The organism is Streptomyces atriruber, assembly GCF_001418325.1.
GTDB lineage: Bacteria > Actinomycetota > Actinomycetes > Streptomycetales > Streptomycetaceae > Streptomyces > Streptomyces atriruber.
Genome location: NZ_LIPN01000029.1, coordinates 1 through 26,537, shown reverse-complemented (window position 1 = coordinate 26,537; position 26,537 = coordinate 1). Strand labels below are relative to the sequence as shown.

Genomic DNA, 26,537 nt, shown 5'->3' with positions numbered 1-26,537 from the left:
GATCGCGGCGGACCGGCTGCGCCCCGAAGTCCCAAGGGCCACAGCACCTTTCGCGGAAGACAGCCACCAACCGCATGCCGCCCCGGCTCACATGATCGGCCGGACAAGTCCTGGTCGATGCTCAAGGCCAAGGGCGCGGCCCGCAAGGAGGTCTACTCCGGCAGAAGCTGCGGGGCAAGGGGTACCCGTCCGGCACCGTGACTGGCGACAAGGTGGAGTCCGCACACTTCTTGGTGTGCGTGGCATTCCACGGGCCACGACCTACCGCGTCGCACCAAGTCGCCCATGGGGACGGCGATCCAACCAACAACCGGCCGTGCAATCTTCGCTGGGCTACACCGGCCGAGAACTCGGCCGGTGCCGTTCGGCACGGGACAGCGGGACGGTGACGCAAGCCGCCTTGGCTACGGAGTACGGCTTGGGGAAGTCGCAGGTCCACAACATCGTTCGACGGAAGCAGTGGCGATCCCGCGAGGAGCGGCGGCCTTAGTCGTACCGTCGGCGGAGCCCCTGCCTCGCGGGTCGGAGGCGGGGGCACCCGCGCGTCCGCCGCTAGCCGAACTTCACTGAATGGGGCGGGAACATGATCGTGTCGTGCCCCCACATCGGCTCAAGTCGACGGTGGGACTTCAGCGTCACCGTCAGCATGTCCTGGGCGCAGTCGGCCCCGTAGTAGAGCGTGGCGTCGGTGTCGGTGTCGTTGCTTCGCCAGGCGGCGCCTTCCTCCTGGGGGTCTGCCAGCTTGTAGCAATGACCGTCGAGCGGATCGGTGAGGGTGATGTCCATGCCCTTGGCGTTGCGGAAGCTGGCGGTGCCCTGGGCTGCCTGAGCGGGTGCAGCCGCGAGGGCCAGGATGACGATGGGTGCGGTGGCCGTAGCGGCGAGGGCGGTGAGTGAGCGTCGCAAGGAACTCTCCACGTGTTCGCATGATTACGCTGGGTGCGTAAATCTCAACATAGCTGCACGGGCTGTGATCCTTGCTCTGTCTGCGAGGTGGCGAGATGCGTCTGCACCGACGCCGCGAGGGGCATGGTGACGAGGCTCGGCATGTCATCGAGCAAGGTCGACTTGCCTCCGGATCTGCCGCGCCTCCGCATCCCGCGGACCTGGCGCGCCATGTGGGTCCAGAGGCTCGACGGGGCGATCGCCGAAGCAGAGCGGCGCGAAGCCGAGCGGATCCGCGGCGAGCAGGCCCGACCGCCAGCCCCGGACTGGCTCATCGAGCGAGGCAACTGTGGGCTGAAGGAGCCTTTCGCGCCGTCGCCACCCACTACGACAGCGTTCATCCGCCTCCTCGGTACTGCCACATTGCAGCCCTGGTCATCCGGCTGTGAACTTGATCGGCAGGGCAAGTCCCAGCTTTCTGCCGTTGACTAGAGCGGCAGCGCGCACACCGCGACCGGCGCGGCGAACGGCTTGCCCGCGAGCCGGAGCGCGCCGCTCTCCCCGTCCACCTGGAAGACGCTCACCGAGCTCGACTTCTGGTTCGCGGCGAACAGCAGCCGCTGGGACGGGGAGAACGCCAGCTGCCGCGGGAAGTCCCCGCCGACGGAGACCGTGTCGAGGAGTCGCAGCCGGGCGCCGTCGCCCTCGATCGCGTACCGCGTGATGCTGTTGTGCCCCCGGTTGGCGAGGAAGGCGAAGCGGCCCTCGCGCGTCACCACGATCTGGGCCGGATAGCTGGTGCCCTCGCCCGTGCCGGTCGGCTGCGGTTCGCCGGGCGTGAGGCGGCCGGTGGCGGGGTCGTACGCGCAGACGACGACCGTGTTGTCCAACTCGTTGGCGAGGTACGCGAAGCGCCCCGAGGAGTGGAACGTGAGATGGCGCGGCCCCGCGCCCGGCCGCAGGCTCGCGTACGAGACGCGGCTGAGCGAGCCCGCCTTCTCGTCGAGACGGTAGGTGTAGACGGTGTCGTTGCCGAGGTCGACGGCGAGGACGTGGCGGCCGTCCGGGGACGTGCTGATCTGGTGGGCGTGCGGCCCCTGCTGGCCTGGGCCCGGCGGCGGTGAGGAGTGCGTGACCAGCTCGGTCCGCTCGCCGAGTGCTCCCGACGCTTCGATGGGGTGGACGGCCACGCTGCCGGAGCCGTAGTTCGCACTGAGCAGCCAGCGGCCGCCCGGGTGCACGGAGAGGTGACAGGGGCCCGCGCCACCGGTGGCGCGCGTGCCGAGGACGTCGTGCTCGCCGTCGGGGGAGAGCGCGACAGCGGTCACCCCGCCCTGCTCCCGCTCGTTGACGGCGTAGAGCGTGCGGCCCGACGGATGCAGCGCCAGGTAGGACGGGTCGGGGACGCCGCCGAGCGTGCCGGTGCCGGTGACGCGGCCCGTCGCGTCGTCGTACGTCGCCAGGCCGATGCCCGAGCCGCCGCCTTCCTGCGAGGTGTACGTCCCCAGGAACAGCTGCCCCTCGCTGCGCGGGCGGTGTGCCACGTCGGAGGCGGTGTCGCTGCGGGTGCGGCCGGAGCGCTCCCGGCTCGCCCGGTCCGGTGAGGCGCAGGCGGATGTGGAGGCCACCGCCGCGGTGGTGACGGTCCCGACCAGCGCGCCGATGAACCGCCGCCGCCCCGGGCCGCTCCCGGAACCCGGGTCGGACTCTGCTCCGCTGTTCATACCTGCACCTCGTGGGTCGGTCGTGACGGATGTGGCAGACACAGTGCCCGTACATGAGCGAGTGGACAAGAGGCGCGCCCCTCGGCGCGGCGCCAGGACGGTGAGGGGAGCCGACGGGGGCGATGCCGGGCGGCGACGGCAGCGGCCGGAATCGGCCAACGGGGGCGTCCATCAGGGCGAGTTGACCACACGTAGAAACCGGGAGTGATCATTCGAGTACGGTGTGCGAGGCATTGTTGTTGACTGCATGCAGACGTGTGCAGATGTCTGAGGAGTTGCCGAGTGGACCACAGCCGTGTGATCCGGATCCGTACCGTCCTGGCCGCGCTCGGTGTCGCGGGCGCCATGGCGGCCGCACCCGCCGCGAGCGCCACGGCCCCCGCCGCCCCCGCGCCCCCGGTGGCGGCCGGTGCGGCGCACGAGCCGTGCACGGGGGAGTTCCACGGTGACGCCCGCCTCGGCCCGGCCTGGCTGCCCAAGAAGTGGGAGCGCCCCGTCGGCCCGCTCCTGAAGGACTGGAAGCGGACCGGCAAGCTGTCGCCGAAGGCCTTCCTGAAGAAGTACTGGGAGGGCCCGGCGGACACGGGGAGCTGGAAGTACCCGCCCAACGACGGCTTCGACACTGTCAACGGCCAGGTCGACAAGCACCGTGAGCTCTTGGAGAAGGGTGAGGAGCTGGACCGCTTCGGCTCGGAGTTCGGGGGATACCTCGCGCCCGCCGGAGACCCCTACGCGAAGCGCGCCCTGCCTCCGCAGAACCTCAACACCCGCGACGCCGCCTTCGCCTGCGACTACCGCGTCTACGAGGTGAGCAAGCCGTTCCACGTCTGGCAGGGCAGCATCGCCCCGTGGTTCGAACAGCCCGGCCGCGGTCAGCAGATCAAGCTGGACCCGGCCCTCCTCGACCCGGGTGCGGGGCAGCGGCTGAACGTGAAGTGGCTGCTGGAGAACGGCTACCTCGAGCCCGCGAACGACTAGCGCGAGGAAGGGGGCGGGGATCGTGGACGTCCGAGCAGCCGCGGCGGCTCTGCGCGCCGCCGGGGTCGCCGACGGCTACTACTGGATCGACGGCGTCCACGAGCCGGCTCCCACGCCTCCCGACTTCGTCTACCTGCGCAGGGTCGACGGGGTCGAAGGCGAGGAGTGGGAGGTCGGAACGTACGAGAGGGGTGTGCACCAGCCTCTCGCCCGGTATGCGGACGAGTCGGCCGCCTGCGCGCATCTGCTGCGCCAGCTGACCTGACCGATCGCACGCATGTCGTGCCGTCAGCTCTCCGGGTGCAGCAGCCCCCGCTCGTACGCCTTGACCAGTCGCTGCGGCACCATGTGCGGCACGCCGTCGACGGTGACGGGCGCCAGCTGCACGGTGGTGGCCTTCCACTGGGCGCGGCGGTGCCTGGTGTTGCTGCGGGACATCTTCCTCTTGGGTACGGCCATGGGGTCCTCCGGGTGCGTCGGTGCGGTCATGGGGAGCGGTCGCCCGCACGCTATATGAAAATGAATCCCATTAGCAACAGTCGCGCGGAGTCTCGGGCTCGACTTGAGACCGACATCAACCCTCACGCTGAACCTGAGGTTGAGAGATGCCGGTGGCGCGCATCCTGATCACCGCAGCCGGTAGCCCGAGCGGCCGACTGGCGAGGCGGGTCCGTGGGTCGCCATGGAAGAGTTCCGGACATGACCGAAAGCTTCCTGCACATGGCGACCCCCCGGATCACGGTCCTCGGGGTCCAGCCCGACTGGCCCCCGTTCCGCATCGTGGAGATCGACGGCGAGGTGGTGGGCAAGGCGAAGAGCGTCACGGACGTCCTCGACGCGGCCGCCATGGCAGGCATCACCGTGCACGACCTCGACGACCCGGACGCCGTGCGCTGGGTGGGCGGGGACAAGTTCACCTGGAAGCCCGACAAGCAGCCGGACACGGCCGTGACCGGGAACGAGCCGACACGGCCGTGACCGGGGCTCAGGGGCGCCCGGTCGTCGGCACCTCCTCCCCGGCGGGCACGGGCCCCGGCGGCGTGCCGTCGCCGAACGGGCGCCCGCCCAGCTCCTCCCGGTGATGCGGCGTCAGCCAGCCCGAGAGGTCCGGGCCGAGCGGCACGATGCCGGTCGGATTGATGCCCGTGTGCACTTGGTAGTAGTGCCGCTTGATGTGGTCGAAGTCGATGGTGTCGCCGAACCCGGGGGTCTGGAACAGGTCCCTGGCGTACGACCAGAGGACGCGGTCCTCGGTGAGCTTCCAGAGGTTGCACTTGAAGTGGCCGTGATAGGCGGCGTCGAACCGCACCAGCGTGCAGAACAGGCGGATGTCGGCTTCGGTGAGCGTGTCCCCGACCAGATAGCGGCGGTTCGACAGGCGCTCGGCGGTCAGTTCCAGACGGCGGAAGACATCGCTGCACGCGCTCTCGTAGGTCGCCTGGTCCGGGGCGAACCCTGAGCGGTAGACGCCGTTGTTGACGTCGCGGTAGATGCCTTCCATGACGGTGTCGATCTCGTCGCGCAGCGCCTCCGGGTACAGGTCCGGTGCCCCCTCGCGGTGGAGGGCCGTCCACTCCGTGGCGAAGTCCAGCGTGATCTGCTGGAAGTCGTTCGTGACCAGCTTGCCGCTCGGCACGTCCACGAGCGCGGGGACGCTGACCCCTCCGGGATAGCCGCTCTCCCGGGCTTCGTACGCCTCGCTCAGGAAGCGGATGCCGAGCACCGGGTCGCGGTCGTCGGGATCCAGCGTGAACCGCCAGCTCCGGTCGTCCTGGATCGGGTCGGTGATGCCCAGGGAGACCGCGTCCTCCAGGCCGAGCAGCCGTCGCGCGATGAGCGCACGGCCCGCCCACGGGCAGGCCCGGCTCACCACCAGGCGGTAGCGCCCCGCCTCGACCGGCCAGCCGTCCCTGCCGTCCGCCGTGACGCGGTCCGCGAAGTGGCTCTTGGAGCGCTTGAACTCCTTGTGTCCGTACGAGGCGTTGCCCTGCTCCGCGCTCATGACTCGCTGCCCTCGCGCGCACAGGAGTGGCTCAACTGCGTCCGCTGTTCGGGCGGGCCCGGATCCGCGGAGCGCGGGGGAGGCGGCGCGAGGTCGTAGATCCGTTCGATGAGTGCTGCTTCGTTGCCCGCGAGGCCCGCGCGGCGCAGTGCCTCGTCGGCCTCCGCGATCGGCCCCGCGAGCAGCGTCGCCGCGGCCACCGGGGAGACCGACGCGGAGTCGGAGAGCGTGGCGCGCGCGGTGTGCAGCAGGCGCAAGCAGGCCTGGGCGGCGAGCAGTTCCTCGGACGTCGTGCCGGTCATGTCGAGCGACTCCTCTGCGCTGGGTGGCATGGTGGCATCGCGGGATGCCACCTCCACTCTTGCGCACGGGTCTGACAATGGCGCCTTACGCAGCCCTGGCGCGGCGGGTGAGCCGCAGGGTGAGGCCGTCCGGCATGAGGGTGAGGCGCTCGGCGATGCGCAGCCGGTACCCCGGATCCGCGTGCAGGTCGTATCGGCGCAGCAGCAGTCCGAGCACCAAGGTCGCCTCGTGCAGGGCGAACTGACGTCCGATACAGGCTCGTGCGCCGGTGCCGAACGGCTTGAAGACATGGGCGGGCCGTGCGCGTACCGCCGAAGGGGCGAACCGGTCGGGGTCGAACTCCTCGGGGTGCTCGCCCCACGCCGCCGGATCGCGGTGCAGCATCGTCGCGAGAACGAGCGCCCACGCACCGCGGCGCATCGGGTGCTCGCCCCCCAGAGTGGTGTCCACGCGCGCCTCGCGGGCGAATCCCGGAGCGGTCGGCCACAGCCGGAGCGACTCGTCGAGCACCCGGCGCAGATAGCGCAACTTGGCCACCTGCTCGTACGCGGGCTCTTCCGCGGCGCCCCAGACCTCGTCCACCTCGGCCCGCGCGCGGGCGAGCACGTCCGGTGAGCGCGACAAGTAGTGCAGCGCGAACGACAGCGCGCCGGACGTCGTCTCGTGCCCGGCGACCAGGAAGGTGATGACCTGGCGGCGGATGTTCTCCGGAGTGAGCCGCTCCCCGGTCTCCGGGTGGGCCACTTCCAGCATCCGGTCGAGCAGGTCACCGCTACCGCCGGAACCGGAACCGGAGGCAGAGCCCGCACCGCCCTCGGCGCGCCGGGCCGCGATCACCGCGTCGACGGTGCGGTTGAGATACGCCATGTCCGCGTCGTTGCGCCGGTCGGCGCCGCGCAGCACGAGCGGGGTCAGCAGCGGCGGCACGACGTTGCGCCGTTGGGCGAAGGAGAGCGTGCCCACCATCGCCGACACGAAGGGATGCGGCGCGGAGCGTTCGAAGGAGCCGAAGTCGTGCCCGAAACCGGTGCGGGCGATCGTCTCCAGCGTCAGCTTCGTCATGTCACCCGGTACGTCCACCGCCCGGCCCGCCGCCTCCCGCTCGTCCCAGCGTGCCGTCAGCTGCCGTGCGACGTCCAGCATCAGTGGGTGATAGCCGCTCATCGCCTCGCGGCTGAACCCGGGAGCCAGGATGTCGTGCGCCAGCTGCCAGTTGGGTTCGTGGTTGTACGCCGTGAAGAGGCCGTCGCCCGCGACCGGGCGGAGGTTGGCCACGCCGAGGCCCACGTGCTTGGCGAACCGCGACTCGTCGGCCATGTCCGCGGCGAGGTCGGCGCCCCACACGAAGACGAACTCCTTGCCGAACGCCTTGCGCCGGAAGATCGGCCCGAGCTGGTGGGCCATCTTCATCGAGTCCTGCAGCGGCGTGCGGACGTTGGCCCCCAGGATGTCGCCGAGCAGCGGGAGCCGACGCGGCGGATGCGGTATCCGGTGCAGCTCGGGCCAGCCGAGCTCGGCGCTGCGGAAGCCCTTCGGGGGAGGGGCAGGGGCGCGCTGTCCCTCAGGACTGTTCGCCGCCGCGGACCGCGTCGTCTGCGCCATGTGCCCATCTCCCTTGTCCGACGGGCCCGTTGGGCCTGTTGTACGTGGATTCAATAGGAGATCCCAGTCTGGTGCCCCTATTGAATTCGCGTCAAGTAAGGTGCCTGCATGGCCGCGAATCCCCAGGAGCGCACGCGCCGCAGACTGAGTACCGAAGAGCGGCGTGAGCAGCTGCTCTCGGTCGGGGCGCGGCTCTTCGCGCAGAAGCCGTACGACGACGTGTGGATCGAACGGGTCGCGGAGATCGCCGGGGTGTCGCGGGGGCTCCTGTACCACTACTTCCCGACCAAGCGGGACTTCTTCGCCGCCGTGGTGCACCGGGAGAGCGAGCGCATGCTGCGCCTGACGGCGGCGGTTCCCGGGCTGCCGGTGCGCGAGCAGATCGGCACCGGCCTCGACGCGTTCCTCGGCTATGTGGAGAGCCACGCGCAGGGTTTTCGCGCCTTCCACCGGGCCGAGGCGGCGGGCGACCCGCTGGTCCGCGAGGTCTACCGCAACGGGCTCGCCGCGCAGGAGCGGCAGATCCTCGCGGCCCTCGCCGCTGACCCGGACGCCTCGGACATCACCCAGGACCTGCCCGCGCTGCGCCTCGCGGTGCGCGGGTGGCTCGCGTTCATGGTGGCGGTCTGCCTGGAGTGGCTGGAGGAACCGGACCTGACGCGGGAGCAGGTGCGGGACCTGTGCGCCAAGGCGCTGCTGGGCGCGATCACGCGCTGATGCGGAGCGCCTCGCGCAGCCGGGCGGGGGTCGTGAAGAGGTGGCCCCGCACGCCGACGGCCTCGGCGGCACGGATGTTGTCCTCGCGGTCGTCGACGAAGAGGACGCGGCCGGGATCGACGCCGAGCGCGTCCAGGCACCAGCGGTAGGCCCCGGGTTCGGGCTTGGCGTGGCCGATGCGGCAGGAGAAGGCGCGCACCTGGAAGAGCTTGAGCCAGGAATGCCGCTCTTCGTAGTGGGTGGCGAGCTCTTCGGGGATGTTGGAGAGCAGCGCGATCGGCTGTCCCGCGGCCGCCATCTCGTCGAGGAGGGTCACCATGGTGGCGTCGACGGCGCTCCAGCTGGCGAGGTCGGCCTCGATGAGCCGCGCGATCCGGGCCTCATCGAAGTCGGCGCCGAGGGCATCGGCCACCTGTCGCCAGTAGGTGGCGCCGGTCACGTCCCCGCGGTCGTACGCCTGGCGCAGCCCCCAGTAGGCGTCCCAGAAGGCCGGGGCGGGCCCGCCCGCGATGGCGGCCAGACGCTCCTTGCCGTCCGCGGACTGGTGGCGCGCGATGACGCCGAACATGTCGAAGAGCACGACGTCGCGCGTGGCGGCGGGGTCGCGGTCGCTGTCATGCGTGGGGGATATCGGGGTCACAGGGGTCATACCTTTCGTACGGTCACGCCCGCCGCGGCCAGTGCGTCGGTCTCCGCGTCCGGTGCCGCTTCGTCCGTGACGACGGCGTGCAGGGTGGCGGCGGGGGCGACGAAGGCCAGGGCGGTACGGGAGAGCTTGGCGGCGTCCGCGACGGCGATGACGCGGCGGGCCGAACCGATCGCGGCGCGCTTCACGGCGGCATCGTCCAGGTCGTAGGCGGTGAGGCCGTCCGCGGCGGTCAGTCCGCAGCAGCCGATCACGGCGGTGTCGAAGCGCAGGGCGGCCAGGGAGGCCGTGGCCAGCGGGCCGGTGAGGGCCAGCTCGCCGGGGCGCGGCCGACCGCCCGGGACCAGCAGAGTGACCTGCGGAGCGGCGGACAGGGCGTTCACCGCGTGCAGGGACAGCGGCATCACGGTCAGGCGGCGGTGCTCCAGGGCGCGGGCCACCTCCAGACAGGTCGTGCCGCTGTCGACGACCACGGACTCCCCGTCGGCGATCAGGTCGGCCACCGCGGCGGCGATGCGCCGCTTGACCGCCAGGCCTTCCTGCTCCCGCAGCGCGAACGGCGGCTCCTCGCCGCGCAGCAGAAGGCTCCTGGCCCCGCCGCGGTAGCGCTCGAGGACGCCCTGTTCGGACAGGGTTTCCAGGTCGCGGCGGATGGTCATCTCGGAGGCGCCGGTGAGTTCGGCGAGCTCCGCGACACCGATCCGCCCCGCCTCGCGCACGGCGTCCGTGATCTGCCTCAGTCGGTCTGTACTGGCCACATCCACATCAAACATCAGAGCTGTTCGGAAATCAAACTTCCGCACATTGAGTCTGTTCGTTATGTTCGAAGTCATGGACAGAACACTGCGAGCCGGCCGACTGGCCACCTTCGCCTACTTCGCTCTGAACGGCTTCCTCATGGGCATGTGGATCGTCCACATCCCCGCCGTCGAGGACCGCGCGGGGATCAGCCACGCCGTCCTCGGCTGGCTCCTGCTGCTGCTCGGGGCCGGCGCCTTCGTGGGCATGCAGATCGTCGGCCCGCTGACCGACCGGCTCGGCGCCCGGACCGTCGTGCCGGTGAGCGCGGGCCTGTGCGCCGCGGCCGTGGTGCTGCCGGGACTGGCCACGAACGTCTGGGCGTTGGGGGCGGCCCTGCTGGCCCTCGGCCTCGGCAACGGCTGCCTGGACGTCAGCATGAACGCGCACGCCGTGCAGGTCGAGCGAGGCTACCGACGGCCCGTCATGTCCGCCTTCCACGCGACGTTCTCCATCGGCGGCGTCCTCGCCGCGCTGGTCGGCGCCCGCACGCTGAGCTGGGGCTGGAGCCCGGCGGCGACCCTCGGCGCGGTGGCGCTGCTCGGCGTCGTGGCCGCGGCGCTGTCCGCTCCCGCGCTGCTGCGCCCCGCACGCGGATCCGAACCGTCGCAGGATTCTCATGGGTCCCCGACGCCGTCACGGCACGGAACCCCGCGCCGGATCTGGGCCCTTGCCGCCCTCGCCCTGATGCTCATGCTCTGCGAGGGCGTGGCGAACGACTGGAGCGTGCTGCAACTGCGCGACGTGCTCGACGCGCCCGCCGCAACGGCCGCCCTCGCCTACGGGGCCTTCGCCACGGCCATGACCGTCGGCCGTCTGCTGGCCGACCGGGTGGCCGCGCGGTTCGGCCCGGTCGCCATCCTGCGGTACGGCGCGGCCGTGGCCGCGGTCGGCCTGACCGCGGCGGCCCTGTCCCCCTGGATTCCGCTCGCCCTGGTCGGCTGGACCGTGTTCGGTGCGGGCCTCTCCGGCTGCATCCCCCAGCTCTTCAGCGCCGCGGGGCACGCGGACCACGAGGCCGCGGGGGCCAACGTCTCCCGCGTCGCGGGGCTCGGCTACCTCGGCATGCTCGCGGGCCCCGCGGTCATCGGCCCGCTGACGCACTTCATGCCGCTCAACCTGACCTTCTTCCTGCCGGTGGCGTTCTGCGCGGTCGCGGCCTGCGCGGCGGGCATCCTGCGGGAGACCCCTCAGGCGGCGGGGAACCCCGCACGGAAGTGTTCCAGCAGCGTCTGACGGGATGCGGCGGTGGCGAGCCGGTCCGCCACCCAGAGGTAGAAATCGTCGGCGAGCTCGTCCAGCCAGTCGTATGCCGGGTCGAAGGGGACGGGATCCGGTGCCGAGTAGGGGAGTTCGAACTCCGGGTCGCCACCGGAACCCGTGACGGAATCGGTGACGGTGAAGCGGCGGGTGCCGTCCGGCAGGGACGCCTGCCGTACGGAGACCGCCGCGCAGTCCCAGCGCCGCGCCCCGAACTGCAGCCAGAGCGTCCCGGCCTCCTCCCCGGCGCCGTACAGCGCGGCGGCCGCGTGTTCACCCTCCTCGGCAAGGTGCACGAAGCCGTGGCAGCTGCCGCCGGGCGCGGGGGAGAGGAGCCCCGAAGCGGGGTCCAGGTCCCACACCCGGCCGTGCCGGTCGTAGTCCGACAGGCGCGTCATCAGCCGCGCGGCTCCAGGCCGAGCTCCCGGTCCACGGCGGCGCTGCTGCGGGTGGCCGCCGCGATGACCGCGCTCCAGCTGCCGTACTTGGCGTACTGCTGGTCCGCCGTCGGGCCCAGCGGGTTGCCGTACTTCTTCATGTTGCGTGCCTCCAGGGCCTGCACGGCCTCGGGTGACATGCCCGCGCGCGTGATGTCCTTGGCGTCGTTGCGCATGTCCACCAGTGTGCGGGCGATCTCCTCGTCCGAACTGCCCGCCGCATGCATCCGGTCGGCCACGTCTTCCATGGTGTCGAGCAACTGGTGATAGCGGATCCGGGTCTCGCGCGCCTGCGCGCGCTGCTCCGGGGTCATCTCCCGGATCATGCAGACGGCGGGGTCGCTGCTGGTGCACGGCTCGTCGACGACGGCCGGTGCGGTGGCGGTGAGGATGGGTGCCTGGGCCGCATGAGCCTGCCCCGGGGCGACGAGGAAGCCGCTCGCGGCGGTGAGCAGGGAGAGCAGGAAGAGGACCACGAAGCGGGTCGGGAGCGCGGCGCGGTGGACCGGTGCCGCGGAGGCGCGCACGGATGTCGACATGGGGGAGGGGGCTCGCTTTCTTGCCTGCGGGGCGTACGGGTCTGGACGAACCGGACGTTACGGCGGCAGGTCGAGGACGCGCGTGCGCGGCGGCGAAGCGTTCGGGTGACCGTGAGCCGCCACGGGCCCGTGCGAAGATCAAGTGCATGGATTTCGAAGTCATACGCGCCGAGCCGCCGCACAGGGCGGCCGAGCCGCACCCGAGGGCCGAGCCGCACACGAGGTGCTGCTGACGTGGTGACCCTCGCGCGCTCCTCGCTCCTCATGGCCTTCGGGACGGTGGTCTCCCGCGCCACCGGCCTGATCCGGCAGGTCCTCCAGGGCGCCGCCCTGGGCACCGGCCTCCTCGCCGGCACGTACAACACCGCCAACACCGTCCCCACCAGCCTCTACACCCTGCTCATCGGCGGCGCCCTGAACGCCGTCCTGGTGCCCCAGCTGGTGCGCGCCCGCGCGAACGACCCCGACGGCGGCACGGCGTTCGAGCAGCGCCTGATCACCCTCGTCGTCTGTGTGCTCGGCGTCGGCACGGCCCTCGCGGTGTGGGCCGCCCCGCAGATCGTCGGTCTCTACATGCGGGACACCGCCGAGAACCATGAGGCGTTCGAGCTCACCGTCGTCTTCGCCCGGTTCCTGCTGCCCCAGATCTTCTTCTACGGGCTCTTCGCGATCCTCGGACAGGTGCTGAACGCCCGCGAGAAGTTCGGCGCGATGATGTGGACCCCCGTCCTCAACAACGTCGTGCTCGTCGCCATGTTCGGCGCCTATCTGGGCCTGATGACCGTGCCCGACAGCGTCGACGACATCACCGCGGCCCAGGTCAGGCTCCTCGGTATCGGCACCACCATCGGCATAGGCCTGCAGGCCCTCGCGCTCGTGCCGTTCGTGCGCGCCGCGGGCCTGCGCTTCAGACCGCGCTTCGACTGGCGCGGCACCGGCCTCGGCAAGAGCGCACGGGCCGCCCGCTGGACGCTGCTGCTCGTCCTCGCCAACCAGGTCGCGCTGACCGTCGTCACGAACTATGCCAACGCCGCCGACCGGAGCCTGCCGAAGGACGGCGTCGGCTACACCGCGTACTCCTACGCGCAGACGATCTGGCTCCTCCCGCAGTCCATCGTCACCGTCTCCCTGGTGACCGCGCTGCTGCCCCGGATGAGCAAGGCCGCGGCCGAGGGCCGGACCGCCGACCTGCGCGGCGAACTGTCCCGCGCGCTGCGCATCACCGGCACGGTGATCGTGCCCGCCGGATTCTTCTTCCTCGCCTTCGGACCGCAGACCGCGGAGCTGCTCTTCGCCCACGGCGCGTCCGACGCCGCGGCCACCGAGCCCCTCGGCCACATGCTCCAGGCGTTCGGCCTCGGCCTCATCCCCTTCTCGGCGCAGTACCTCCTGCTCCGCGGCTTCTACGCGTACGAGGACACCCGCACCCCGTTCTGGATGGCGGTCTGGGTCGCGGGTGTGAACATGGCCCTGGCCACCGCCTGCCACCTGCTGCTGCCCGCACGCTGGGCGGTCACCGGCATGGCCGCCGCCTACACGCTGTCGTACGCGGTGGGGCTGCTGCTCACCGCGCGGCTGATGCGCCGCCGCCTGGGCGGCCGTCTGGACGGCCGCCGACTGGTCCGCACCTACGGCAAGTTGATCCTGGCGTCCGCCCTCGCCGGTGCCCTCGGCTGGGCCATCGCACGCGCGGGAGCCCGGATGACACCGGCGGGCACCACCGCCACGGCGCTGGCCCTGACGGCCGGCGCCGTGACGATGACGGTCGGCTACCTCGTCCTCGCGCGGCTGCTGCGGATAGGGGAGGTACGGATGCTGCGCGGCCTGCGCCGCTGAGACCGGGCGGCAACCCTGCCCGACGGCCGAGCCGTCAGCGTCAGGCAGCCCGCGCGGTCCGGTGGCGGTGGGCGCGGACGAGGTCCGCGTAGCGGCGGCCGCTGCCCTTGACCGTGCGGCGCTGCGTCTCGTAGTCGACGTGCACGAGGCCGAAGCGCTTGTCGTAGCCGTACGCCCATTCGAAGTTGTCCAGCAGTGACCATGCGTAGTACCCGGCCAGCGGCGCGCCGCGGCGCGCCGCACGGGCGCAGGCCGCCAGATGCTCGGCCAGATAACGGGTGCGCTCCACGTCGTCGATCGTGCCGTCGGCGCGGACGACGTCGGGGTACGCCGAGCCGTTCTCGGTGACGTACAGCCGACGTGCCCCGTACTCCTCGGTCAGCCGCATCAACAGGCTCTCGATGCCGCTCGCGTCGATCTCCCAGTCCATGCCGGTGTGCGGCACCTCGGGCCGGTACACCTGGCGGGCGAACGGCGCGGGGCCGGTGGGATCGTCGGCGACGACGGCAGGGAAGTAGTAGTTGAGGCCCAGCCAGTCCAGCGGCTGCGCGATGGTCGCGAGGTCGCCCGCCCGCTCCGGCAGGTCGACGCCGTACACCTCACGCATGTCAGCGGGGAAGCCGAGTCCGTGCAGCGGGTCGAGCCACCAGCGGTTGGTGTGCCCGTCGGCCCTGAGGGCGGCGGCGACGTCCTCGGGCCGGTCGGACGCGGGCTCCACCGGAGACAGGTTGTTGACGATGCCGACCTGCGCGCGGGGCGCCGACGCGCGGATCGCCTGCGCGGCCAGACCGTGCCCGAGCAGCAGGTGGTAGGAGGCGCGCACGGCGGCCGTCAGATCGGTGAGGCCCGGCGCCATGCGGCCCTCCAGGTGGCCGATCCAGGCGGAGCACAGCGGCTCGTTGAGCGTCGCCCAGTGCGGGACGCGGTCGCCGAGCCGCTCGGCCACCACCGAGGCGTATGCCGCGAAGTGCTCCGCGGTCGCACGCTCCGGCCAGCCCCCGCGGTCCTGCAGAGCCTGCGGGAGGTCCCAGTGGTAGACGGTCGCGTTCGGGGTGATGCCCGCTTCGAGCAGGGCGTCGACGAGCCGGTCGTAGAAGTCGAGGCCCGCCGCGTTGACCGGTCCGTCGCCCCCGGGCACGATGCGCGGCCAGGCCAGCGAGAAGCGGTAGGAGTCGACGCCGAGCTCCCGCATCAGCGCGATGTCCTCGGGCCAGCGGTGGTAGTGGTCGCAGGCCACGTCGCCGGTGTCACCGCCGTCGATCGCGCCCGGCGTGCGGGCGAAGGTGTCCCAGATCGAGGGCGCGCGGCCGTCCTCGTCGACGGCCCCCTCGATCTGGTACGCCGAGGTGGCCACGCCCCACGCGAAGTCCCGGGGGAGCGCGGAGAGGTCCACGGAGGAGGAGTCCAAGGAGGAGGGGTCGGTCACGGAGTTCCTTTCGGGGAGGTTCACTTGACGGCTCCGGCGGTGAGACCGGCGACGAGATACCGCTGCAGGAGGAGGAAGCCGGCGACTACGGGGATGCTCACGACGAGGGAGGCGGCCATGACCTGGTTCCAGTACACGTCGTTCTGGGTGGCGTAGCCCTGCAGGCCCACGGCGAGGGTGCGCGTGGCGTCGTTGGTCATGACCGAGGCGAAGAGCACTTCTCCCCACGCGGTCATGAAGGCGTAGACGGCGACCGCGACGATGCCGGGGATCGCGGCGGGCACCACGACGCGGAACAGGGCGCGCAGCGGTCCGCAGCCGTCGACCAGGGCCGCCTCGTCCAGCTCCCGCGGCACCGAGTCGAAGTAGCCGATCAGCATCCAGATGGAGAAGGGCAGCGAGAAGGTGAGATAGGTGAGGATGAGCCCGCCGCGCGAGCCGAACAGCGCGATGCCCGTGGCGTTGCCGACGTTCACGTAGATCAGGAAGAGCGGCAGCAGGAAGAGGATGCCCGGGAACATCTGCGTCGACAGGACGGTCACGGTGAACACCCGCCTGCCGCGGAAGCGGTAGCGGCTGACCGCGTACGCGGCGAACACCGCGATGACCACCGAGCACACCGTCGCCGCGCCGGCCACGATCAGCGAGTTCATGAAGTAGTCGGCCAGCGGCACCGTCTTCCAGATGTCGAGGTACGGCCGCACGGTGAACCCGCTGGGCATCCAGCGGAAGGAGCCGGACACGTCCTGCAGCGGCTTGAGGGAGCTGCTCACCATCACGTACACGGGCAGCAGCACGAAGCCGGCCAGCAGGGTCAGGAAGATCCGCCGCGACCACAGGAACGAACGCGGCGCGGCCATCGGTGAGCGCCTGGACATCGGTGTGCGACTAGACATCGGCGGTCTTCCTTCCCCGCGAGGTCACCAGCAGATAGCAGGCCGTCACCAGGAGCAGGAAGAGCAGCAGCAGGACCGACATGGCCGAGCCCGTGCCGAAGTTCCAGGTGACGAAGGACGACTGGTAGATGTGGATGGAGATGAGGTCGGCGGCCTCGGGCGCCGCCTTGCCGAACAGGACGTACGGCGTGTTGAAGTCGTTGAACGTCCACAGGAACAGCACCAGGACCAGGACCTGGTTCACCGGTCGCAGCGACGGCAGCGTGATGCGCCGCACCTGCTGCCACATCCCGGCCCCGTCGATCGCCGCCGCCTCGTACTGCTCCTTGGGGATGTTCTGCAGCCCCGCCATGACGATGAGGAAGGCGAACGGCCAGCCCTTCCACACCGACACGGTCAGCAGGGCGACGAAGCTGTTGTCCCCGATGAGCCAGAAGGGACGGCTGTCGGTGAGCCCCAACTGGTCGTGCAGGACGTGGTTGATGAGCCCGGTGTCGCGCTGGAACATGAACGACCAGGTGATGACGGCCGCGTAGACCGGCAGTGCGTACGGAATGAGGAAGACGGCCCGCAGCAGACCGCGGCCGCGGAAGTGCTCCTGCATGAAGACCGCGGCCGCCGTGCCGATCAGCCAGCACAAACCCACGGACAGCACGGTGAACGCGACGGTGACGTAGAAGGAGTGCAGCAGCGCCTCGCCGACCGGGGCGTCGAAGTCCACCGACAGCTTGTAGTTGTCCAGGCCGCTCCAGGGGGCGGCGCCCCAGTCGCGGATGAAGAACTGGGTGAGCTCCTTGAAGCTCATCGCGATGCCGACGCCCATCGGTATGAGGTGGACGACGAGTTCGAGGAGCAGCGCGGGGAGCAGCAGGAGGTAGGGGAGCGAGACGCGGCGCAGGCGGGCGGGCAGGCGCAGCCGCGAGGGGCGCTTGCCCGAGGGCGGCGTCGCCCGCTCCTTGGCGGTGGGCGGTTCGGTGAGCGTGGTCACGGGGCGGCTCTCAGCTCTTCGGCATCTGCTGCTGCGCCTTGGACAGCTCGGACATCACGGAATCCGTGGTGACCGGCCTGCCCGCCGCCGCGTCGGCGAACAGCTTCTTGATGGCCGTGCCCACCGATGTCTCGAACTGCGACTCGTTGGGCACCTGCGGCAGCGGCGCGGCGCTCTTGCGGAGCGTGTCGCGCAGGACGGCGGTGTCGGCCCGGTCGAAGGCCGCGTCCTGCTGTGCGGCGGTGACCGGCGGGATCGACCCGTACGCCTTGTTGAGGTGGGCCTGCTCGGCGTCGCTCGTCATGAACTTCACGAACTTGCGGGCGCCGTCGAGGTTGTCGGTGTTCTTGAAGACCGCGAGGTTGATGCCCGCGACCATCGAGTTGACCTGCCGCTCGGCGCCGGGCTTCCCGGACGCCACGGGCACGGGGGCGACCCCCCACTCGTCGGGCTTCATGCCCTGCGCCTCGAACGTGGTCGCCGCGGCCTGCCACAGGACCATCGCCGTCTTGCCCTGGGCGAAGTCCCGCAGCGACTGGTTCTGCGCGTACTCGGCGTTGCCCGGCGCGATGATCTCGTCCTTGGCCATGAAGTCGACGTACTGCTTCACGGCGGCCACGGCACCGTCCGAGGTGAAGGTCGGCTTGCCCTGCGCGTCGAAGAAATCGACGCCGTGCTGCTTGCCGAGGGCGAAGGCCTGGTGGATGTTGTTCACCAGGTTCGAACCCTCCGCGCCCAGCGCCCACTTGCCGCCCTTGGAGAGCTTCTTGCCGTCGGCCACCAGGTCGTCCCAGGTGGCCGGCGGCTTGTCGATGCCTGCCTCCTTGAACATCGCCTTGTTGTAGTAGAGGGCGTACGACAGTGAGTACAGCGGCACCGCCGCCGGGTCCTTGCCCGCGGTGCCGGTCGAGCCGAGCGCCGCGTCGACGAAGCGGTCCTTGCCGCCGATCGCCGCGAAGTTCTTCGCGTCCCAGGGCAGGAGGGCGCCGGTGGCCTGGAGCGAGGAGGACCAGGTGTTGCCGATGTTGAGGACGTCGGGGCCCTGGCCGGACGTGGTCGCCGCGAGGATCCGGTTGAGCAGGTCCGACCAGGGGATGACCTCCAGCTTGACCTTGATCCCCGTCTGCTTCTCGAACTTCTTCAGCTCGGGCGTGAGGATCTTCTTGTCCGCGGCGATGTTCGGCCCCTGGTTGGAGGCCCAGTACGTGAGCGTCTCGGGCGAGGCGTTGCTGCCTCCGCCGCCCGTGCTCGTGCCGCCGCCGCAGGCCGTGAGGGTGGCACCGGTGAGAGCGGTCACGGTGGCAAGAGCTGCCACGGCTCGGAGTCTGCGCATGGCGGATCCGTCCCTTTCGTGGTGGATGGGTGGGAATGAGAACAGGCGTATGGCGGCGCCGAGTTCGACGTCTGAACGGATTCACGACTTAATTTAGGACGTGAGTTAAAACCTGAGAGAAAGTCGCGTCAAGGGGTCGCGCACGGGTATGTTGCCGATCGGAGAGGAGCCACATGGCCGAGCGGAGCAGTCGAACGGTGCGCGACCTGCGCGTGGGCAACCGCGCTTCGGTGTTGCAACGGTTGTATTTCGGCGGGCCGATGAGCCGGCAGGCGCTCGGTCCCGCGACCGGACTCAGTTCGGGCTCCGTGAGCAACGTCGTCGCCGAACTCACCGCCGACGGCATCCTGGAGGAGGCCGGGAGCGTCGAGTCCGACGGCGGCCGCCCGCGCACCCTGCTGCGAGTCGCCCCGTCGAGCGGCCGTCTCATCGGCGTCGACGTGGGGGAGACACGGGTCCGCGTGGAGGCCTTCGACCTGGCGCTGACCGAACTGGCCCGTACCGAACGCCCGTTGGCGGACTCGGGGCACGACGTGGAGACGATCGTCCGGCACATCGCGGAAGGCGTGGCGGAGGTGGCGGCGGAGGCGGGCATCGAGCGCGGCACACCGCATGCGGCGACGACCGGTGCGCCCCGGGGCGCCCTGATCGGGGTGGGCGTGGGGGTGCCCGGCATCGTCGACCGCGACGACACCGGGGGCACGGTGGTGCACGGCCAGACCATCGGCTGGGACGCCGTCCCGCTGGAGCACATGCTGCGCGAATCGATCCGACTCCCCGCCGACACGGCATACTTCGTCGACAACGGAGCCAGGGCCCTCGGCCAGGCCGAGATGTGGTTCGGCGGCGGCCGCGGCGCGCGCGACGCGGCGATCGTGCTGATCGGCTCCGGCGTGGGTGCCTGCGTCGTCACCGGCGGCGTCATCCACGGCGGGGCGCGCGGCGGGCCCGCAGAGTGGGGTCACTTGACCGTGAGCGTCCGCGGCCGCCGCTGCCGCTGCGGGGCGCGGGGCTGCCTGGAGGCGTACGCGGGAGCGGAAGCCCTCCTCGCACGCTGGCAGGAGGCGGGCGGCGCGCTGCCGCCCGGAGCCGACGAGGAGACCGGCGTGAGCGCCCTGCTGGCGGCGGCCCACCCGCGGGACGGCGGCGCGCCCGACCCCGTCGCCGTGACCGTGCTCGACGAGACCGCCGAGTACCTCGGCGCGGGCATCTCCGACCTCGTCAACCTCTTCGGCCCCGAACGCGTCCTGATCGGCGGCTGGGCGGGCCTCCAGCTCGGCCCGCACCTGCTGCCCGCCGTCCGGCAGTACGCCGAGGCGTACGCACTGCGCCACCCCGCCGCCCACGCCACGGTCGACCTCGGCCAACTCGGCCCCGACGCGGTCACCGTGGGCGCGGCGACGCTGCCCCTCGCCGACTTCTTCGCCCGCGGCGGCCGACGCCGCGCGACACCGTCACGGACCGAGTCGGCGACGCCCGGGGTGCCGGACTGGCAGGTGGTGTTGGAGGGGCGGGGAGTGCGCTGAGGTGGTGGCGCCGACGGGAGCGGGGCGCCTGGCCGTCAGCTTGTCCTGCCCTTCTCGCACGGGCCCCGCGCCGGTCAGTCGATGCCGTCGATGATGCGGAAGTCGCGCTCGAAGCCGTCGGGGAGGGCCATCAGCGCCTTCTGGTACACCTCGCTCTCGTATGCCGCGACGGCCTGTTCAAAGCTGTCGAACTCGATCAGAACGACGCGTTGCGTGATTCCGGCCTCGTGGGCGACGACTCGGCCGCCACGGGACGGGATCCGGGACAGGACGCGCCCGCCCCCGGCCTGGACGGCCGGACCGGCCAGCTCGTCGTAGGCACTCAGCCTCTCGGGGGCGGAATCGGCGGGGTAGACGCTGACCCAGTAGCCCTTAGCCATGGAAACCCCCTGTGTGGAGCCGGACGCGTCCGACTTCGAATCGACACTCGAATCGATCCATCCCGGCGACGGGTATTGCGGTCAGTTGAATCGTCATATGCGCAGGTTAGGGCTTGATGTGCGGCCGGGGGAAAGACCGGTTCGGGATAGACTCAGAACGGATTGTTATCAATCGGCGGGGGAGAGCACGTGGCGCCGGATACGGTCAGCCTGCGGTACTTCCTGGTGCTGGCGCAGGAGTTGAACTTCACCCGCGCGGCCGCACGGATCGGCATCGCACAGCCCGCACTCAGCGCCCGGATGCGCCGACTGGAGGCGGAACTCGGTACGGCCCTGCTGGTCCGCGACACGCGCAGCGTCGTACTGACCGCGGCTGGTGCGGCTTTGGCGGAGTCCGCGCCGCCCGCGCTGGCTGCGCTGGACCGGGCATGGGACACCGCCCGGAGCGCGGCGGCCGGTGAACTGGGCACGCTGCGCATCGGATACAGCCTCAGCACCGGGGCCGAGACGGTACCGGCACTGGTGGACCGGCTGATGCGCGGCAACAGCGGACTCCAGGTCGGCGCGGCCCCGATGGCGACACCGGAGATCTCCCCCGCGGTCGCCGACGGCCGCATCGATGCCGGGATCACCCGCGGTGAACAGCCGGGCCGTGACGTGCGCCGGTTCCTGCTGCGGCGTGCGCGCGTCGGGGTCCAGCTGGCGCGGCACCATCCGCTGGCCGAACACCCGGAGATCGAGATCGCCGACGCGGCCGCGTATCCGCTGCGACTCCCGGACCGTGCGGCCAACCCCGTGATCCACGATCAGCTGTCCGCACTTTTCCGGGACGCCCGACCACACCCCCGATTCCACACGCCCGCGGTCTCCTTCGACATGTCTCAGCGCGACCTGCGCGACGGGGTCACCCTCGCCCCGGCCGGAGAAGCCGCGGCCACGGCACAACCGGCCGGTCTCACCTGGCGACCGCTGCGGGGCGCGCCCGCTCTGACGATCCACCTGGTCCTCCCGCGCGAGCAGTCGCCGCTGCACCGCCGCATCCGTGTCGTCGCCAAGACCCTGGCGCACGAACTGCACTGGCTGCCGGACTGACGCGCAAGCCCCCGACTGGACGACGTTCTCAGACGGGCGGCGGGCCCGACTCGATGTCGGCGATCAGTTGGTGGATGAGTGCGACGCCAGGCGGCCCTGCCATGGAGGCCACGGCACCCGCGACGGCATCGCCGGAAACGGGCGGCTCGGAGGCCGTGGCGGCTCCCGCTACACCGAGGGCGCCTGCCAGCGCCTTGTGCGCCCGGCGCCAGGCGCGGCTGCGGCGTCCCCGTAAGTGGTCGACGAACGCCTGCGCGTACTGCGTCATGGAACGCGTCCACAGATCGTGCCGCGGCTGCGGTCCCGCCGATGCGCGACGTACGCTGCGCCACGCGTCGGCGGGGCGCACCCTGGCCTGCGCCACGGCCAGCAGCGCCCAGCTGACGGCGGCCGGCGGGCCGTGGTCCGCGTGGACGGGAATCGTGTCGGCGGCCGCCCGCAGATGGGCGATGGCGCGCTCGGTCCGCCCGTCCCGCAAGGCGAGCGCGCCCAGCACGTGCGAGACGCGCCCGACGGTCGCGTCGTCCCCGGCGAGCAGGGCCACGCGCCAGGCCTGGCCAAGGAGTTCGGCGGCCTCCGGGGAATCGGCGCACGCGGCGAGCCAGCCGGCCAGCCACAGCGCCTGCCCGCACACCCGGGTATCGGTGCGGGCCAGCGGCAGCAGACGGCCCAGCAGGGCGCGCCCCTCCTCGGCGTGGCCGCACACCGCCCACCAGAACCACAGGTCCACGACGACCGCGAGCGTCGCCGACGCCGGGTCGGCGCCGCTCGGCACCCGGGTGAGGGCGGCGCGCAGGTCGGCCTCCTCGTCGCGGACGAGCGAGGCGGCCCGTTCGTGCAGCCCGGTGCTCCACAAGTGGTGGGCGGTGGAGGCGACATGGCCGTACCAGTACAGATGGCGGCTGACCGCCGCGGCCGTCTCCCCGGCGGACTGCAGCCGCTCGGCACCGAATCCGCGGACCGCGGCGGGCATCCGGTAGCGCGGGGCGAGGACGCCGCCCGGGTCACGGACCGGTTCGAGGACCGAGGCCAGCACCAGGCGGGCCAGCGAGGCGGGCACGTCCTGGGCGTCCAGCCCGCCGCCCGAGCACACATAGGCGGCCGCGTCCTCGTCGAAGCTCCCGGCGAACACGCTGAGCCGGGCCCACACGGTCCGCTCCGCCGCCCCGCACAGCGCGTACCCGGCGCCCACGGCGGCGCGCAGCGACCGGTGCCTGCGTAACGGGGCGTCCGCCACGCCGAGCCAGCCCTGCGCGGGTTCCAGCATCCTGGCGAGCTGCGGCAGCGAGTACTGCACCGCCTGCGCCGCCGCCAACTCGATGGCCAGCGGCATGCCTTCGAGCCGTCGGCAGATGTCGTCCGCGAGACGCAGCTCGTCCACGCGGTCGCCGGGCGTGGGACCGGGGCGGCCGCGTGACGGCCCGTCGTGACCCGCGCCACGTCGGGCCGCCCGCACCCGCTCCAGGAAGAGCGTCGCCGCCGGACCGGCGGCAGGCCCGGCGCCGGGAGGGGCGTCGACACCGGTGGCGGCATCGGAGCCACCGTCGGACGCCGCGCCGCCCAGCGGTCCGAGCCGCAGCACCGCCTCCTCGCCGAGGCCCAGCGGATGGCGTCCCGCACTCAGGACCCGCACGTCCGGTGCCTCGTCGAGCAGCGCCCGTACGAGACGTACGCACTCGCCCCGTACGGGATCGAAGTCGTCCAGGACCACCAGCATCCGCCGGGACCGCAGCCGCGCCACGAGCGCCGCGATCTCCAGGGTCGCCGCGGGCTGCCCCGCCGCACCCACCCCGACCCCTTCTGCCTCTCCGGTCTCCTCCGCTTCTCCGGCTGCTCCTCCCGCTTCCTCCGCCTCTGTCTCGCCGTCCAACGCGTCCGCCACCGCCTGCGCCACCGAACGCCGTCGCGTGGCGGCCCCGTCCCACCACCGCACCCGCACCACGCCGTCCGGCATCGAGCTCCCCACCGCCGTGGCCGCGTGCTCGGCGAGCAGGCTCTTGCCGATCCCCGCGCCGCCCACCACGGTGACGAGTCTGCCCTGGGCGAGCATCCTGCGGAGCGCCCCCAGCTCCTCGGCCCGTCCGACCAGGCCCCCGGCGCTCCGGACGAACCGCGCCGGTCGCCCGGCACCCTCCCAGTGACCCCACACCCGCACGACAATCCACTCCCGCTCGCGTTCCACACCACCGCGAGCCCGTTCGCCCGCCCCGTGCCACCACCGTCCCTGTGCAGAATCGTCACTGCACCGGATTCGGCTGATCCTCTAACTCCCCTCCCGGATTCGGGGTAGTGAAGTACGGAACCGAATCATGCGGGACGGCGACTTGTCGCACCCCTGTTCGGGGACGGCCGGAGACGGCAGGGCACGGCCAGGGCGTCAGTCAGGTGGATCAGGCCGCACTGCGTCCTGTCCGACGTGACCGACGCAGCCCCCACCCCGAGATCCATGACGCCCGCAGCACCCCAGGACGCCCCGGTGAAGCCCGAGCGGCTGCCCGCGAAAGAGACCTGGCGCGCCCTGTACCGCCACTTCCGCCCGCACCGCGGTGCCGTCGCCCTGGGCGCCTTCCTGACACTGATCGGCTCGGCGACCGGCCTCGCCCAGCCCCTGGCGGCCAAGTCGCTCGTGGACCGGCTCGGCGGCGACGACTCGATCGCCGGAATCCTGATTCTCCTCACCGCGCTCGTGGTGCTCGGCACCGCGATCGAGTCCGTCGGCGCGTACGTCCTGGAGCGCACCGCCGAGTCCGTCGTGCTTGCGGCCCGGCGCACCCTGATCGGGCGGCTGCTGCGGCTGCGCCTCGGGGAGGTGGAGCGGACCCAGCCGGGCGATCTGATGTCGCGCGTCACCTCGGACACGACGCTGCTGCGGGCCGTGACGACCCAGTCCGTCGTGTCCGCGGCCTCCGGAGGACTCACCTTCATCGCGACGATCGTGATGATGGGGCTGATGGACCCGGTGCTGCTCGGTGTCACGCTCGGTGTGATCGTGCTGATCGGCGGCGCGGTGTCCCTCGTCATGCCGAAGATCGCACGGGCGACCGAGCGTGCCCAGGAGGCGGTGGGCACGATCTCGACCGCGCTGGAGCGGGCGTTCGGCGCCTTCCGCACACTGAAGGCCTCAGGTGCCGAGCAGCGCGAGTCGGCCGCGGTGGAGTCGGCCGCGGAGGAGGCGTGGCGGCACGGCGTGCGGTCGGCGAAGTGGCAGTCGGTGGCGTGGAGTTCGGTCGGTCTCGCGGTGCAGGTGTCGTTCCTGGCGGTGCTCGGGATCGGGGGCGCGCGGGTCGCGTCGGGGGCGATCTCCGTCTCGACGCTGGTGGCGTTCCTGCTCTTCCTCTTCTATCTGATCGACCCGGTGTCGCGTCTGGTCGAGGCGGCGTCGCAGTACCAGGTGGGGTCGGCGGCGATCGCCCGGATCGTGCAGGCGGAACGCCTGGAGACGGAACAGACGGAACAGACGGAGCCGAGGCAGCCCGCACCCACCGGCCACGCCGCCGCGTCGGTCGTCTTCGACGGCGTGACCTTCCGCTACCGCGACGACCTCCCGTACGTCCATCACGGCGTGAGCTTCGACGTGCCGGGCCCGGGCATGACGGCGTTCGTCGGTCCTTCGGGCGCGGGCAAGACCACCGTGTTCGGTCTGATCGAGCGGTTCTACGAGGTGACGGGCGGCCGTGTCCTGGTCGACGGCGAGGACGTGCGGGAGTGGCCGCTGGCCGAACTGCGGGCCGCCATCGGATACGTGGAGCAGGACGCGCCCGTCCTCGCGGGCACCCTGCGCGAGAACCTCCTCTTCGCGGCGCCGCACGCCACCGACTCCGAGGTCCGGGACGTGCTGGTGCGCGCCCGGCTCGACGCCGTGGTCGAGCGGCTGCCCGAGGGCCTGGAGACAGTGGTCGGTCACCGGGGCTCCAAGCTGTCCGGCGGCGAGCGGCAGCGGGTGGCCATTGCCAGGGCACTGCTCAGAAGGCCGCGCCTGCTGCTGCTCGACGAGGCGACCTCACAGCTGGACGCCGTCAACGAACTGGCGCTGCGGGACGTCGTCGCCGAGGTGTCCCGCGAGGTCACGGTCCTGGTCGTGGCGCACCGCCTGTCGACGGTGACGCTCGCCGACCGCATCGTGGTGATGGACGCGGGGAAGGTGCGTGCGGTGGGTACGCATGCCGAACTCGTCGCGGCCGACCCGCTGTACGGCGAACTGGCCGCGACACAGTTCCTGGCGACGTCGGCATGACCGGGAGACCGACGCCTTCCCGGCCGACTTCATCGCGCCCCGCGGCCCCGTCCGTCTTCGCCAGCCCCTGGTTCGTGCCGAGCACGCTGCAGCCCGTGGTCTACGGTGACGCCATGACGCGTCCGAGCCTCCACGCGGTCCACGACCGCTACGCCGACCGAATCATCGACCAGACCGCCCAGTTGACCGCGACCATCGCCGGTGCGGACGCGACCGCGCCCGTACCGGGCTGCCCCGGCTGGACCCTCGCCCACCTGCTGCGGCACGTGGGCGGCACGCACCGCTGGGCCGAGACGGTCGTCCGGACCCGGGCCACCGGCCCCGTCCCGGACGAACAGGTCAACCTCGTCACCCCCGAAGCGGACGACGACGTCCCCGCGCTGTCCGCCTGGCTCACCGAAGGCGCCGCCCAGTTCGCGGACACGCTGCGGGAGGCGGGCCCCGAGGTGAAGGTGTGGACCGTCGCCCCGGGTGGCACCCCGCTCTTCTGGGCCCGCCGCATGACGTACGAGACGGTCGTCCACCGCTTCGACGCGACGGCGGCGGTCGACGGCACGTACACCCTCGACGCGGACGTCGCGCTCGACGGCCTCGAAGAGTGGCTGGAGTTCAGCACCCTGCCCCAGGCCTACGAGTCGGAGGCCGACCTGCACGCGCTGCTGGGCCCCGACCGCACGCTCCACTTCCACGCGACGGACGCCCCCGAAGGGACGGGGGAGTGGCTGATCGACCTCACCGGGACCCCGATCACGTGGTCGCACGGCCACAAGAAGGCGACCACTGCCGTACGGGGCCCGCTCACGGACCTCCTGCTCCTGCTCTACCTGCGCCGCTCCCCGACCCCCGCCGACGGCATCGAAGTCCTCGGTGACGAGGCGCTGTTCGCCGACTGGGTGAAGGGCGCGGGGGCCTGGCTGCGGCGGTGACGCCGGGGC

28 protein-coding genes are annotated in these 26,537 nt (G+C 71.6%); 12 read left to right on the top strand and 16 right to left on the bottom strand.

The annotated features are described in order from the left end of the window. Positions 1-197 precede the first annotated feature (197 nt). Positions 198-389: an HNH endonuclease signature motif containing protein gene (locus AOK03_RS45095; RefSeq protein WP_208609489.1), complete on the top strand. Its 192-nt coding sequence runs from the start codon at positions 198-200 to the stop codon at positions 387-389. A 163-nt stretch (positions 390-552) separates the two neighbouring features. On the opposite strand, the gene AOK03_RS03160 is transcribed toward AOK03_RS45095, so the two are convergent. Continuing rightward, complete coding sequence (locus AOK03_RS03160) at positions 553-906, bottom strand: hypothetical protein (RefSeq protein ID WP_055563571.1); 354 nt, start codon at positions 904-906, stop codon at positions 553-555. Positions 907-1,047: 141 nt separating this feature from the next. Between AOK03_RS03160 and AOK03_RS40480 the strand changes: the two genes are divergently transcribed. Beyond that, entirely contained in the window at positions 1,048-1,377 is a 330-nt protein-coding gene (locus tag AOK03_RS40480; RefSeq protein WP_157868843.1) for a hypothetical protein, read from the top strand. On the opposite strand, the gene AOK03_RS03150 is transcribed toward AOK03_RS40480, so the two are convergent. Further along, complete coding sequence (locus AOK03_RS03150) at positions 1,374-2,609, bottom strand: lactonase family protein (RefSeq protein WP_055563569.1); 1,236 nt, start codon at positions 2,607-2,609, stop codon at positions 1,374-1,376. The two genes, AOK03_RS40480 and AOK03_RS03150, sit on opposite strands and share 4 nt — an antisense overlap. Positions 2,610-2,954: 345 nt before the next feature. Here AOK03_RS03150 and AOK03_RS03145 point away from each other — a divergent pair, with 345 nt between their 5' ends. Both AOK03_RS03145 and AOK03_RS03140 read left to right on the top strand, forming a co-directional pair. Continuing rightward, positions 2,955-3,587: a TNT domain-containing protein gene (locus AOK03_RS03145; RefSeq protein ID WP_425264349.1), complete on the top strand. Its 633-nt coding sequence runs from the start codon at positions 2,955-2,957 to the stop codon at positions 3,585-3,587. Positions 3,588-3,609: 22 nt separating this feature from the next. Continuing rightward, complete coding sequence (locus AOK03_RS03140; protein WP_055563568.1) at positions 3,610-3,852, top strand: hypothetical protein; 243 nt, start codon at positions 3,610-3,612, stop codon at positions 3,850-3,852. A gap of 23 nt (positions 3,853-3,875) precedes the next feature. Here the strand turns inward: AOK03_RS03140 and rpmF are convergent, their stop codons facing one another. Next, entirely contained in the window at positions 3,876-4,046 is a 171-nt protein-coding gene (rpmF, locus tag AOK03_RS03135) for a 50S ribosomal protein L32 (protein ID WP_055563567.1), read from the bottom strand. Positions 4,047-4,286: 240 nt separating this feature from the next. Here rpmF and AOK03_RS03130 point away from each other — a divergent pair, with 240 nt between their 5' ends. Beyond that, entirely contained in the window at positions 4,287-4,565 is a 279-nt protein-coding gene (locus AOK03_RS03130; protein WP_055563566.1) for a hypothetical protein, read from the top strand. 7 nt (positions 4,566-4,572) lie between these two features. Here AOK03_RS03130 and AOK03_RS03125 read toward each other — a convergent pair whose 3' ends face one another. The 3 genes from AOK03_RS03125 to AOK03_RS03115 are packed head-to-tail and all read right to left on the bottom strand — an operon-like array spanning position 4,573 to position 7,494. Next, a complete protein-coding gene (locus AOK03_RS03125; RefSeq protein ID WP_055563565.1) occupies positions 4,573-5,589 on the bottom strand; it encodes a glutathione S-transferase family protein in 1,017 nt (338 codons plus the stop codon). Further along, complete coding sequence (locus tag AOK03_RS43745) at positions 5,586-5,921, bottom strand: hypothetical protein (RefSeq protein ID WP_306333181.1); 336 nt, start codon at positions 5,919-5,921, stop codon at positions 5,586-5,588. The genes AOK03_RS03125 and AOK03_RS43745 overlap by 4 nt, the downstream gene beginning before the upstream one ends. Before the next feature lie 55 nt (positions 5,922-5,976). Further along, on the bottom strand, positions 5,977-7,494 hold the full coding sequence (locus AOK03_RS03115) for a cytochrome P450 (protein ID WP_055563564.1): 1,518 nt from the start codon (positions 7,492-7,494) through the stop codon (positions 5,977-5,979). A gap of 108 nt (positions 7,495-7,602) precedes the next feature. Here AOK03_RS03115 and AOK03_RS03110 point away from each other — a divergent pair, with 108 nt between their 5' ends. Beyond that, positions 7,603-8,211, top strand: coding sequence for a TetR/AcrR family transcriptional regulator (locus AOK03_RS03110; protein ID WP_055563563.1), 609 nt, complete (start codon positions 7,603-7,605; stop codon positions 8,209-8,211). Here AOK03_RS03110 and AOK03_RS03105 read toward each other — a convergent pair. Both AOK03_RS03105 and AOK03_RS03100 read right to left on the bottom strand, forming a co-directional pair. Next, positions 8,201-8,851 (bottom strand): HAD family hydrolase, encoded by a 651-nt coding sequence (locus AOK03_RS03105; RefSeq protein WP_244177467.1) that lies wholly within the window; start codon positions 8,849-8,851, stop codon positions 8,201-8,203. The genes AOK03_RS03110 and AOK03_RS03105 overlap by 11 nt on opposite strands. Before the next feature lie 5 nt (positions 8,852-8,856). After that, positions 8,857-9,615 (bottom strand): DeoR/GlpR family DNA-binding transcription regulator, encoded by a 759-nt coding sequence (locus AOK03_RS03100; protein ID WP_055563658.1) that lies wholly within the window; start codon positions 9,613-9,615, stop codon positions 8,857-8,859. 73 nt (positions 9,616-9,688) lie between these two features. Between AOK03_RS03100 and AOK03_RS03095 the strand changes: the two genes are divergently transcribed. After that, positions 9,689-10,891 carry an MFS transporter gene (locus AOK03_RS03095; protein WP_055563657.1) on the top strand — a complete coding sequence of 401 codons (1,203 nt, stop codon included), beginning with the start codon at positions 9,689-9,691 and terminating at the stop codon, positions 10,889-10,891. Here the strand turns inward: AOK03_RS03095 and AOK03_RS03090 are convergent. Together AOK03_RS03090 and AOK03_RS03085 are read right to left on the bottom strand one after the other, a co-directional pair. Continuing rightward, complete coding sequence (locus AOK03_RS03090) at positions 10,846-11,313, bottom strand: hypothetical protein (protein WP_055563562.1); 468 nt, start codon at positions 11,311-11,313, stop codon at positions 10,846-10,848. The two genes, AOK03_RS03095 and AOK03_RS03090, sit on opposite strands and share 46 nt — an antisense overlap. Further along, positions 11,313-11,891 (bottom strand): hypothetical protein, encoded by a 579-nt coding sequence (locus AOK03_RS03085; RefSeq protein WP_079074438.1) that lies wholly within the window; start codon positions 11,889-11,891, stop codon positions 11,313-11,315. Before AOK03_RS03085 ends, AOK03_RS03090 begins: the two co-directional genes overlap by 1 nt. Before the next feature lie 264 nt (positions 11,892-12,155). On the opposite strand from AOK03_RS03085, the gene murJ reads away from it, so the two are divergent. After that, positions 12,156-13,727 (top strand): murein biosynthesis integral membrane protein MurJ, encoded by a 1,572-nt coding sequence (gene murJ / locus AOK03_RS03080; RefSeq protein WP_107097912.1) that lies wholly within the window; start codon positions 12,156-12,158, stop codon positions 13,725-13,727. A 40-nt stretch (positions 13,728-13,767) separates the two neighbouring features. Here murJ and AOK03_RS03075 read toward each other — a convergent pair whose 3' ends face one another. The 4 genes from AOK03_RS03075 to AOK03_RS03060 are packed head-to-tail and all read right to left on the bottom strand — an operon-like array spanning position 13,768 to position 18,370. Next, complete coding sequence (locus AOK03_RS03075; RefSeq protein ID WP_244177466.1) at positions 13,768-15,153, bottom strand: GH1 family beta-glucosidase; 1,386 nt, start codon at positions 15,151-15,153, stop codon at positions 13,768-13,770. Between the two features lie 20 nt (positions 15,154-15,173). Next, positions 15,174-16,013, bottom strand: a complete 840-nt coding sequence (locus AOK03_RS03070) for a carbohydrate ABC transporter permease (protein WP_055563653.1) — start codon at positions 16,011-16,013, stop codon at positions 15,174-15,176. Between the two features lie 28 nt (positions 16,014-16,041). Continuing rightward, positions 16,042-17,037, bottom strand: a complete 996-nt coding sequence (locus tag AOK03_RS03065; RefSeq protein WP_055563561.1) for a carbohydrate ABC transporter permease — start codon at positions 17,035-17,037, stop codon at positions 16,042-16,044. 10 nt (positions 17,038-17,047) lie between these two features. Further along, positions 17,048-18,370 carry an ABC transporter substrate-binding protein gene (locus AOK03_RS03060; RefSeq protein WP_055563560.1) on the bottom strand — a complete coding sequence of 441 codons (1,323 nt, stop codon included), beginning with the start codon at positions 18,368-18,370 and terminating at the stop codon, positions 17,048-17,050. A gap of 173 nt (positions 18,371-18,543) precedes the next feature. Between AOK03_RS03060 and AOK03_RS03055 the strand changes: the two genes are divergently transcribed. Continuing rightward, entirely contained in the window at positions 18,544-19,896 is a 1,353-nt protein-coding gene (locus AOK03_RS03055) for an ROK family protein (protein WP_055563559.1), read from the top strand. A gap of 74 nt (positions 19,897-19,970) precedes the next feature. Here the strand turns inward: AOK03_RS03055 and AOK03_RS03050 are convergent, their stop codons facing one another. Further along, entirely contained in the window at positions 19,971-20,276 is a 306-nt protein-coding gene (locus tag AOK03_RS03050; RefSeq protein WP_055563558.1) for a DUF1330 domain-containing protein, read from the bottom strand. Positions 20,277-20,465: 189 nt separating this feature from the next. On the opposite strand from AOK03_RS03050, the gene AOK03_RS03045 reads away from it, so the two are divergent. Beyond that, entirely contained in the window at positions 20,466-21,368 is a 903-nt protein-coding gene (locus tag AOK03_RS03045; protein WP_055563557.1) for a LysR family transcriptional regulator, read from the top strand. A 28-nt stretch (positions 21,369-21,396) separates the two neighbouring features. Here the strand turns inward: AOK03_RS03045 and AOK03_RS03040 are convergent, their stop codons facing one another. Further along, on the bottom strand, positions 21,397-23,523 hold the full coding sequence (locus AOK03_RS03040) for an ATP-binding protein (protein ID WP_055563556.1): 2,127 nt from the start codon (positions 23,521-23,523) through the stop codon (positions 21,397-21,399). A 291-nt stretch (positions 23,524-23,814) separates the two neighbouring features. On the opposite strand from AOK03_RS03040, the gene AOK03_RS03035 reads away from it, so the two are divergent. Both AOK03_RS03035 and AOK03_RS03030 read left to right on the top strand, forming a co-directional pair. Then, complete coding sequence (locus AOK03_RS03035; protein WP_055563555.1) at positions 23,815-25,602, top strand: ABC transporter ATP-binding protein; 1,788 nt, start codon at positions 23,815-23,817, stop codon at positions 25,600-25,602. 113 nt (positions 25,603-25,715) lie between these two features. After that, positions 25,716-26,528: a maleylpyruvate isomerase family mycothiol-dependent enzyme gene (locus AOK03_RS03030; protein ID WP_055563652.1), complete on the top strand. Its 813-nt coding sequence runs from the start codon at positions 25,716-25,718 to the stop codon at positions 26,526-26,528. The last annotated feature ends 9 nt before the right edge of the window (positions 26,529-26,537 follow it).

Coding starts and splice junctions, on each gene's coding strand:
- AOK03_RS40480 (WP_157868843.1), top strand. CDS start 1,048: ATGTCATCGAGCAAGGTCGACTTGCCTCCGGATCTGCCGCGCCTCCGC.
- AOK03_RS03070 (WP_055563653.1), bottom strand. CDS start 16,013: ATGGCCGCGCCGCGTTCGTTCCTGTGGTCGCGGCGGATCTTCCTGACC.
- AOK03_RS03115 (WP_055563564.1), bottom strand. CDS start 7,494: ATGGCGCAGACGACGCGGTCCGCGGCGGCGAACAGTCCTGAGGGACAG.
- rpmF (WP_055563567.1), bottom strand. CDS start 4,046: ATGGCCGTACCCAAGAGGAAGATGTCCCGCAGCAACACCAGGCACCGC.
- AOK03_RS43745 (WP_306333181.1), bottom strand. CDS start 5,921: ATGCCACCCAGCGCAGAGGAGTCGCTCGACATGACCGGCACGACGTCC.
- AOK03_RS03145 (WP_425264349.1), top strand. CDS start 2,955: ATGGCGGCCGCACCCGCCGCGAGCGCCACGGCCCCCGCCGCCCCCGCG.
- AOK03_RS03110 (WP_055563563.1), top strand. CDS start 7,603: ATGGCCGCGAATCCCCAGGAGCGCACGCGCCGCAGACTGAGTACCGAA.
- murJ (WP_107097912.1), top strand. CDS start 12,156: ATGGCCTTCGGGACGGTGGTCTCCCGCGCCACCGGCCTGATCCGGCAG.
- AOK03_RS03060 (WP_055563560.1), bottom strand. CDS start 18,370: ATGCGCAGACTCCGAGCCGTGGCAGCTCTTGCCACCGTGACCGCTCTC.
- AOK03_RS03095 (WP_055563657.1), top strand. CDS start 9,689: ATGGACAGAACACTGCGAGCCGGCCGACTGGCCACCTTCGCCTACTTC.
- AOK03_RS03125 (WP_055563565.1), bottom strand. CDS start 5,589: ATGAGCGCGGAGCAGGGCAACGCCTCGTACGGACACAAGGAGTTCAAG.
- AOK03_RS03090 (WP_055563562.1), bottom strand. CDS start 11,313: ATGACGCGCCTGTCGGACTACGACCGGCACGGCCGGGTGTGGGACCTG.
- AOK03_RS03055 (WP_055563559.1), top strand. CDS start 18,544: ATGGCCGAGCGGAGCAGTCGAACGGTGCGCGACCTGCGCGTGGGCAAC.
- AOK03_RS03150 (WP_055563569.1), bottom strand. CDS start 2,609: ATGAACAGCGGAGCAGAGTCCGACCCGGGTTCCGGGAGCGGCCCGGGG.
- AOK03_RS03085 (WP_079074438.1), bottom strand. CDS start 11,891: ATGTCGACATCCGTGCGCGCCTCCGCGGCACCGGTCCACCGCGCCGCG.
- AOK03_RS03030 (WP_055563652.1), top strand. CDS start 25,716: ATGACGCGTCCGAGCCTCCACGCGGTCCACGACCGCTACGCCGACCGA.
- AOK03_RS03050 (WP_055563558.1), bottom strand. CDS start 20,276: ATGGCTAAGGGCTACTGGGTCAGCGTCTACCCCGCCGATTCCGCCCCC.
- AOK03_RS03035 (WP_055563555.1), top strand. CDS start 23,815: ATGACGCCCGCAGCACCCCAGGACGCCCCGGTGAAGCCCGAGCGGCTG.
- AOK03_RS03130 (WP_055563566.1), top strand. CDS start 4,287: ATGACCGAAAGCTTCCTGCACATGGCGACCCCCCGGATCACGGTCCTC.